The following is a 6,080-nucleotide window of genomic DNA, read 5'->3' as shown; positions in this document are numbered from 1 at the left end:
GGCTACCAAGCTGGATGGCGCTGTCAACAAGGACGACGTTGTCTACCTGACTGACGATGCCAAGACCTCTGTGAAGGACGGCTACTCTGTGGAGCTGTACTTCATGAAGGACATGAAGAGCGAGACTGTTACCATCGAGGACAAGGAGTCTCAGGGCTTCTACACCTACACCGTCGATAAGGACGGCATCTATGATCTGAAGACCAGCACCGGCTATGCTCTGACTGCTGGCGAGGTTGAGAGCGGTGATGACGGCTATGCTTCCGGCGTGGTCTTCGACTCCACCAAGAACACCACCGTTTCTGGTAAGGCTGGTTCTGTTGAGTTCGTTGCTACCTCCGCTGCCGATGCTACCGTGATCGATACCCGCGACAACACCGACAAGAAGGCTGACGTCTACTCCAACGACATCACCTCTGTGTCTCGTCTGACCGCTGCTATCGAGAAGGGCGACGTGACCGCTGACGTGTACGTTGAGGATGGCGATATCGTCTTCGTGGCTGTTACCGCTTGCGAGAACGCCAAGGCTGACGATACCCAGACCAACGTCAACGCTGCTGACTACAACGTCAGCTACAGCGGCAACACTGTCAACTCTGTTCTGGTCTACACCAACGTGCTGGACAAGAGCACTGCTGTTGACGTGCGCAACATGGTGATCGCTGCTATCGAGAAGCGTGAGAACTCCACCGTGGAGGAGATCTCCAGCGTTGGTGCTACCTACACCTTCAAGATGGCCAACAAGACCACCTACACTTGGGATTCTTCCACGAATGCTGCTAAGGCTGCTGTGAAGATTTCCGTGAACGGCAAGGATCAGCTGGTGGACGCTACCACTCAGCTGAACTCCCTGAAGACTGCTTCCGAGACCTACTTCATGGTCAACGGTAAGCCCGTTGAGCTGACCTCTCATGGCACCGATAAGGTTGCTGACAATTCTGTCATCGTGACCGGCTACTACAAGGTTACCGCTCCCGCCACTCTGGAGGCTTCCGGTCGGTCTGGTAAGTACTCTGCTAAGGTTGACAAGGAGTATGCTCAGAAGGACGAGGTCGTGACTGTTACCATCACCACCGAGACCGCTGCTCTCTCCGGCGCCGACACCATCACTCTGACTGGTGTCACCGGCGGCACTGCTGCCACTGGCGCGAAGGCTGCTGCTCTGAACGAGAGCATTACCCTCACCTATGTGATGGGCGCTGCTGATTCCCAGGCTACTATCAGCGCGGCTAACGCCTAATCTGATTAAAAACACATCCGTGTTTTGATCACAAAAGACCCGCCCCTTTTGGGGCGGGTCTTTTGCTGTGCTAACAGATTATTTTTTAACTCCATACAGAGTGATGCGGCTGTTGGCGGCGAGCAGGCCGTCTTCTTCCTTAACGTAAAAATTCAGTTTCCGCAGACTGGCGGCACTGAGCCGCAGGGTGCAGCAGTTATTACCCAGAGAAGTATAGCGGAGATCACTGCTGTCTGTCCATCTGCAGCTGTCTTGGATCCCCACCAGGGCACCGCTGCCCAGCAGGATCTGCCCACGGAAGGCGCCGGGCATATCGGTCCCGAACAAGGGGAATGTCATGAGATACGCCCAGCCATACCCGTCTTTACCGCAGTAGCCGCTGCTCAACCCATTGCATCGCACAGACACCTGTCTGGCTGCGTCTCCGACGGTCACGGTTCCGCTGGTGAAGTAGAAAAACAGCTCATAGTATTTGGTCAAATCAAAGGCGCTCAGGTCCAGGTCCACCTGCGCGGTGTCAGAGGAAATGATCTTGTCCACTAGCTTTGCCATGGGGCAGGCGTCCCGCACTGCCGCAATGGCCTCGTCGATCTTCGCGTTGTCAGCGTTGAAATTGGTACGCAGGATTCGGTCCTCCGGGTCCCACTGATTCAGCGCATAGTTTTCCGTTTGCTGCATAAGAACTCCTTTCCGGTTTCAGAATCAATCTGTTTAGAATGGAAGTTCAGGCGGCGACGGCGCGGACTTGTGGGCGGATGGGGTGGGGAGGACCGGCACCGCTGCACTCCCCAGAAAGAGTTTGACAGTGCCATAGTTGCACGCCAGCGTGCAACTGCCGCAAAAAAACACCCGAGTCCTCCATACAGGGGGCCTCGGGTGTTTTGCGTCAGAGCCGGAGTTACAGCTGGCAGGCGGAGGTGAGCGTCCGGCAGATGTTGAGAATGTGGTCGCCGATGCGTTCAAAGTCCGTCAGCATTTCGGAATAGAGGATGCAGGTCTCGCCGGAGCAGGTGCCGGTTTGCAGCCGGTCCAGCTGGTGCTGGCGAAAATCCACCGTCATGTCGTCCATCCGCTGCTCCAGGGCGGAAACCTGGGTCAGAGCATCCAGAGAAACGGCGTCCAGGTCCTTGACCAGAGTCATGGCCTTCAGGCTGATCTCCCGCATCTGGGTGATCTCCCGGCGGGCGCCCTCAGAGAAGTTCAGCTGCCGGGACTCCAGGATCTGGGTGTACTGGCAGATATTGATGGCGTGGTCGCTGATCCGCTCCAGATCGCTGGAGATCTTCAGATACGCGCTGATGAGGGCGGAATCCCGGGCGTTGTTCTCATAGGTGATGACCCGGGAGATATATTTGGTGACCTCCCGATTGATATAGTCCACGTAGTCCTCCGTCTTTTCCACCCCGGGCAGCCGCTCTGCCTTGCCGTCCAGCACAGCGAGAAAGCTCTCGTCCACGTTGTGCTCCACCATGCCCGCCATCCGGCTCAGCTCCTGGCGCAGGCTGTTGACGGCAATGGCGGAGTTGCCCATCTTGGAATCCGGCAGGGTGTCCAGCGGCTTGATGTAGAGCAGCTTCTGGGTCTGGCTGTCCTCATAGGCCCGCTCCGGCAGGATGCGGGTGGCAATGGCCGCCAGCTGATTGCCCAGGGGCAGCAGCAGGATCGTGGTGGTGATGTTGAAGAGCGTGTGCATATTGGCGATCTGGGCCGCCGGATTGCTGGGGGTGAAGCTCTCCACCAGATCCGTCAGCGGGAAGAACATGCAGATGGTGGTAAAGAGCACAGTGCCGATGATGTTGAACAGCAGATGGATGATGGTGGTGCGCTTGGCGTTGCGGCTGGTACCGATGGAGGCCAGCACAGCGGTGATGCAGGTGCCGATATTTTGACCAAAAAGGACATAAACCGCGCTGGAGAGGCTGATCAGACCGCTGCCCGCCAGCGCCTGCAAAATGCCGACAGAGGCGGAGGAGGACTGGATGATGGCGGTAAACAGCGCACCGGCCAAAATGCCCAGCAGCGGATTGCTGAACCGGGTCATCAGGCTGATAAAGGCCTCCGACTCCCGCAGGGGCAACATGGAAGAGCTCATCATGTCCATGCCCAAAAAGAGGATGCCAAGGCCTGCGATGATCTGCCCGTAGTGGTGGAAAACGGCCTTTTTCAAAAATACCACCATCGCCACGCCGATAAAGGCAAACAGCGGCGCCATCGCGCCCACGTCCAGCGCAATCAGCTGTCCGGTGATGGTAGTGCCGATGTTGGCGCCCATGATGATCCAGACGGCCTGCCGCAGCGTCATCATGCCGGAGTTGACAAAGCCCACCACCATGACGGTGGTTGCGGAGGAGGACTGGATGACCGCAGTAATGCCCGCACCCACAGCTACGCCGAGAAAGCGGTTCGCGGTCAATTTCTCCAGAATCTGCTTCATGCGGTTGCCTGCCGCCGCCTCCAGTCCGGTGCTCATCATCTGCATACCGTAAAGAAACAGCGCCAGACCGCCCAGCAGACTTAGAAAATGAGTGATGTCCATGGTTGATCGTCTCCTTTGTGGATGAAGTTATATCGGGATGTGGAAAGCGGAAATCTCCGCAAAAAAAGCGGAATAGCTCGCAATCATCGGGTCGTGAGTTATTCCGCACAATTTGCCTATTACATAATAAAGAAAGAAGGGAATCCTGTCAAGAAAATGGTTCAATGCTTAATAAAATATTGATGCCGTACATTCTGGAAAAAAACGCCTGCGCCGGGAGAACCGGCTGCAGGCGTTTTTAAATATCCTCTCAGGTCAGGTATGGGGCTGTTCCTTCTCCGCAGGGCAGGCGGGAGCGGCTTCGGGATGAAACAGAGCACGGAAGATCCGCCGGACCAGAGGACCGCAGAAGAAAACCTGCCAGCAAAGCGCCATAGGGAAGTTACAGGCCACGGTTTGGAGCCACTGGGCGGGGAAGGACCAGCTGACGCCATGGAAGATCAGCGTGGCCCAGAAGCTCATGGAGGGGCACATCAGGCATACTGTGACACCGGCACGGACCAGCGTTACAAAAAGCGGGTGATCCAAGCCAGGAGTGACCTGGGAAAAGGCGATTTTCTGCGCCAGAGGATCCATCAGAAAGAAGCTGGTGACAAAGCACAGCGGCAGCATAAAGCGCATCTCCGACAGGGCCTGGGGTACACACGCACCGGAGAGCCCGCCCCGCAGCAAAGAGGCGTTGTAAAGCTCCATGGCCAGCACCATAAAAAAGCACATCAGTATGGTGAAGACCACTTCCTGAAATTTGTTCTTTGGCATTTGGCACGGCTCCTTTCAGCAAATAGAAAGAACGCGCAGTGCAACTGGACTTACGTGTCAGGCACTGCGCGTTTAAGTTCATCATACGCGAAAATTCAGAAAGACGCAAAGGAAATGATGCACGAAGTTTCCCGCTGGAAAGTCCGCACTTCCTTGGCAATATGCGCATGGGGAAAAGAAGCGGCCCGTGCAGCGATTCGCAGATGGAAGCAGAAAGATGAAAAGCGGCCGTACCCATTTCGGATACGGCCGCCGGCAGTCGAAGGACCCGCCTTTAGTTTTTCTTGACCAGCTTGCCTTCCCACTTGGAAACGCACAGCGTGCAGGAGATATCGCCGGTGACGTTCATGCAGGTGCGGCCCATGTCGAAGAGCCGGTCCACAGCCACGATCAGGCCGATATAGTCCACGGGGATGTTCAGGGCGGTGAGCACCATGGTCAGCATGACCATGCCGGCGCCGGGAGTACCGGCGGTGCCGATGGAGGCCAGGGTGGCGGTGATGACAATGGTCACCATCTGCCCAAGCCCCAGGTGCATGCCGGCGCAGGTGGCCAGGAAAATGGTAGCCACACACTGATAGATGGCGGTGCCGTCCATGTTGATGGTGGCGCCCAGAGGCAGCACGAAAGCAGCCACATCCTGATCGGCGCCCATCTCATCCGCACACTCCTTGGAAACGGGAATGGTGGCGGCAGAGGAGGTGGTGCTGAAGGCGAACATCATGGCCGCGGAAGCGCCCTTGAAGAACCGCAGAGGGCTGATGCCGGCAAAGACCCGAACGGCAGAGGAGTACACCACGACCGCGTGGACCACGTAGCCGATATAGGCGCACAGGATCACCAGCGCCAGAGAGCCCAGGATCTCGACGCCCTGGGTGGCCACCACCCAGGACATATAAGTGAACACGCCGATGGGGCTCAGGCTGATGATGAAGGCCATCAGCCGCTCGATGACAGCGTAGAAGGAGGTGACAATATCCCGGCACAGCTTTGCCTTCTCACCAGCGGCCAGAATGGCGCCGCCGAAGAACAGGGCAATGACAATGACCTGCAGCATGTTGGCCTCCGTGAAGGACACCCACATGTTGGAGGGGAAAATGCTCACCAGCACGCTCATGAAGCCGCCGAATTCGCTGGCCTCATAGGTGACGCCCTCGGTGGAGAGGGTGGGAAAGAGTCCTGCGCCGTTGAAGAGGTTGGCCAGGATCAGACCGATCACGCAGGCAATGGCGGTGGTGCACATGAAGTAGACAATGGTCTTCCAGGCAACAGAGCCTACTTTCCGCATATCACCCATAGAGATGATGCCGTCGATCATGGAGAACAGCACCACGGGAACTACGATGAACTTCAGCAGGTTGACGAAAATATCACCAAAAGGCTTCAGGTAATTGGCGGTGAAGTCTCCTAGTCCGGCAAAGTAGCAGATCAGGCCCACTACGATGCCCAGCAGCAGTGCAATGAAAATCTGCACGGGGAGGGACAGTTTTTTCTTCATTCAAAACACCTCTCTCAATTTCTCTCAGATCTCTCTTGAAAAGAACA

At 56.6% G+C, this 6,080-nt stretch carries 5 protein-coding genes; 1 reads left to right on the top strand and 4 read right to left on the bottom strand.

Annotation, left to right across the window (positions count from 1 at the left end):
• Nucleotides 1-1,240 (top strand): hypothetical protein (locus tag QZL67_RS02405; RefSeq protein WP_292919706.1); only part of this gene is annotated, 1,240 nt, incomplete at its 5' end.
• A 78-nt stretch (nucleotides 1,241-1,318) separates the two neighbouring features.
• Here QZL67_RS02405 and QZL67_RS02400 read toward each other — a convergent pair.
• From QZL67_RS02400 to QZL67_RS02385, 4 genes are all read right to left on the bottom strand, one after another.
• The gene (locus QZL67_RS02400; RefSeq protein ID WP_022289182.1) at nucleotides 1,319-1,918 is read right to left on the bottom strand and encodes a hypothetical protein; all 600 of its coding nucleotides are present in this window, start codon (nucleotides 1,916-1,918) and stop codon (nucleotides 1,319-1,321) included.
• 220 nt (nucleotides 1,919-2,138) lie between these two features.
• Complete coding sequence (locus QZL67_RS02395; RefSeq protein ID WP_022289181.1) at nucleotides 2,139-3,776, bottom strand: Na/Pi cotransporter family protein; 1,638 nt, start codon at nucleotides 3,774-3,776, stop codon at nucleotides 2,139-2,141.
• 255 nt (nucleotides 3,777-4,031) lie between these two features.
• A complete protein-coding gene (locus tag QZL67_RS02390; protein ID WP_022289180.1) occupies nucleotides 4,032-4,535 on the bottom strand; it encodes a DUF2798 domain-containing protein in 504 nt (167 codons plus the stop codon).
• A 274-nt stretch (nucleotides 4,536-4,809) separates the two neighbouring features.
• Nucleotides 4,810-6,033, bottom strand: coding sequence for a dicarboxylate/amino acid:cation symporter (locus tag QZL67_RS02385; RefSeq protein WP_022289179.1), 1,224 nt, complete (start codon nucleotides 6,031-6,033; stop codon nucleotides 4,810-4,812).
• Between the last annotated feature and the right edge of the window lie 47 nt (nucleotides 6,034-6,080).

Source organism: Oscillibacter sp. CAG:155, from assembly GCA_000436875.1.
Classification (GTDB): Bacteria; Bacillota; Clostridia; order Oscillospirales; family Oscillospiraceae; genus Oscillibacter.
Note: the sequence above shows the minus strand (reverse complement) of the source record. Positions and strands in the feature narration are given on the sequence as shown.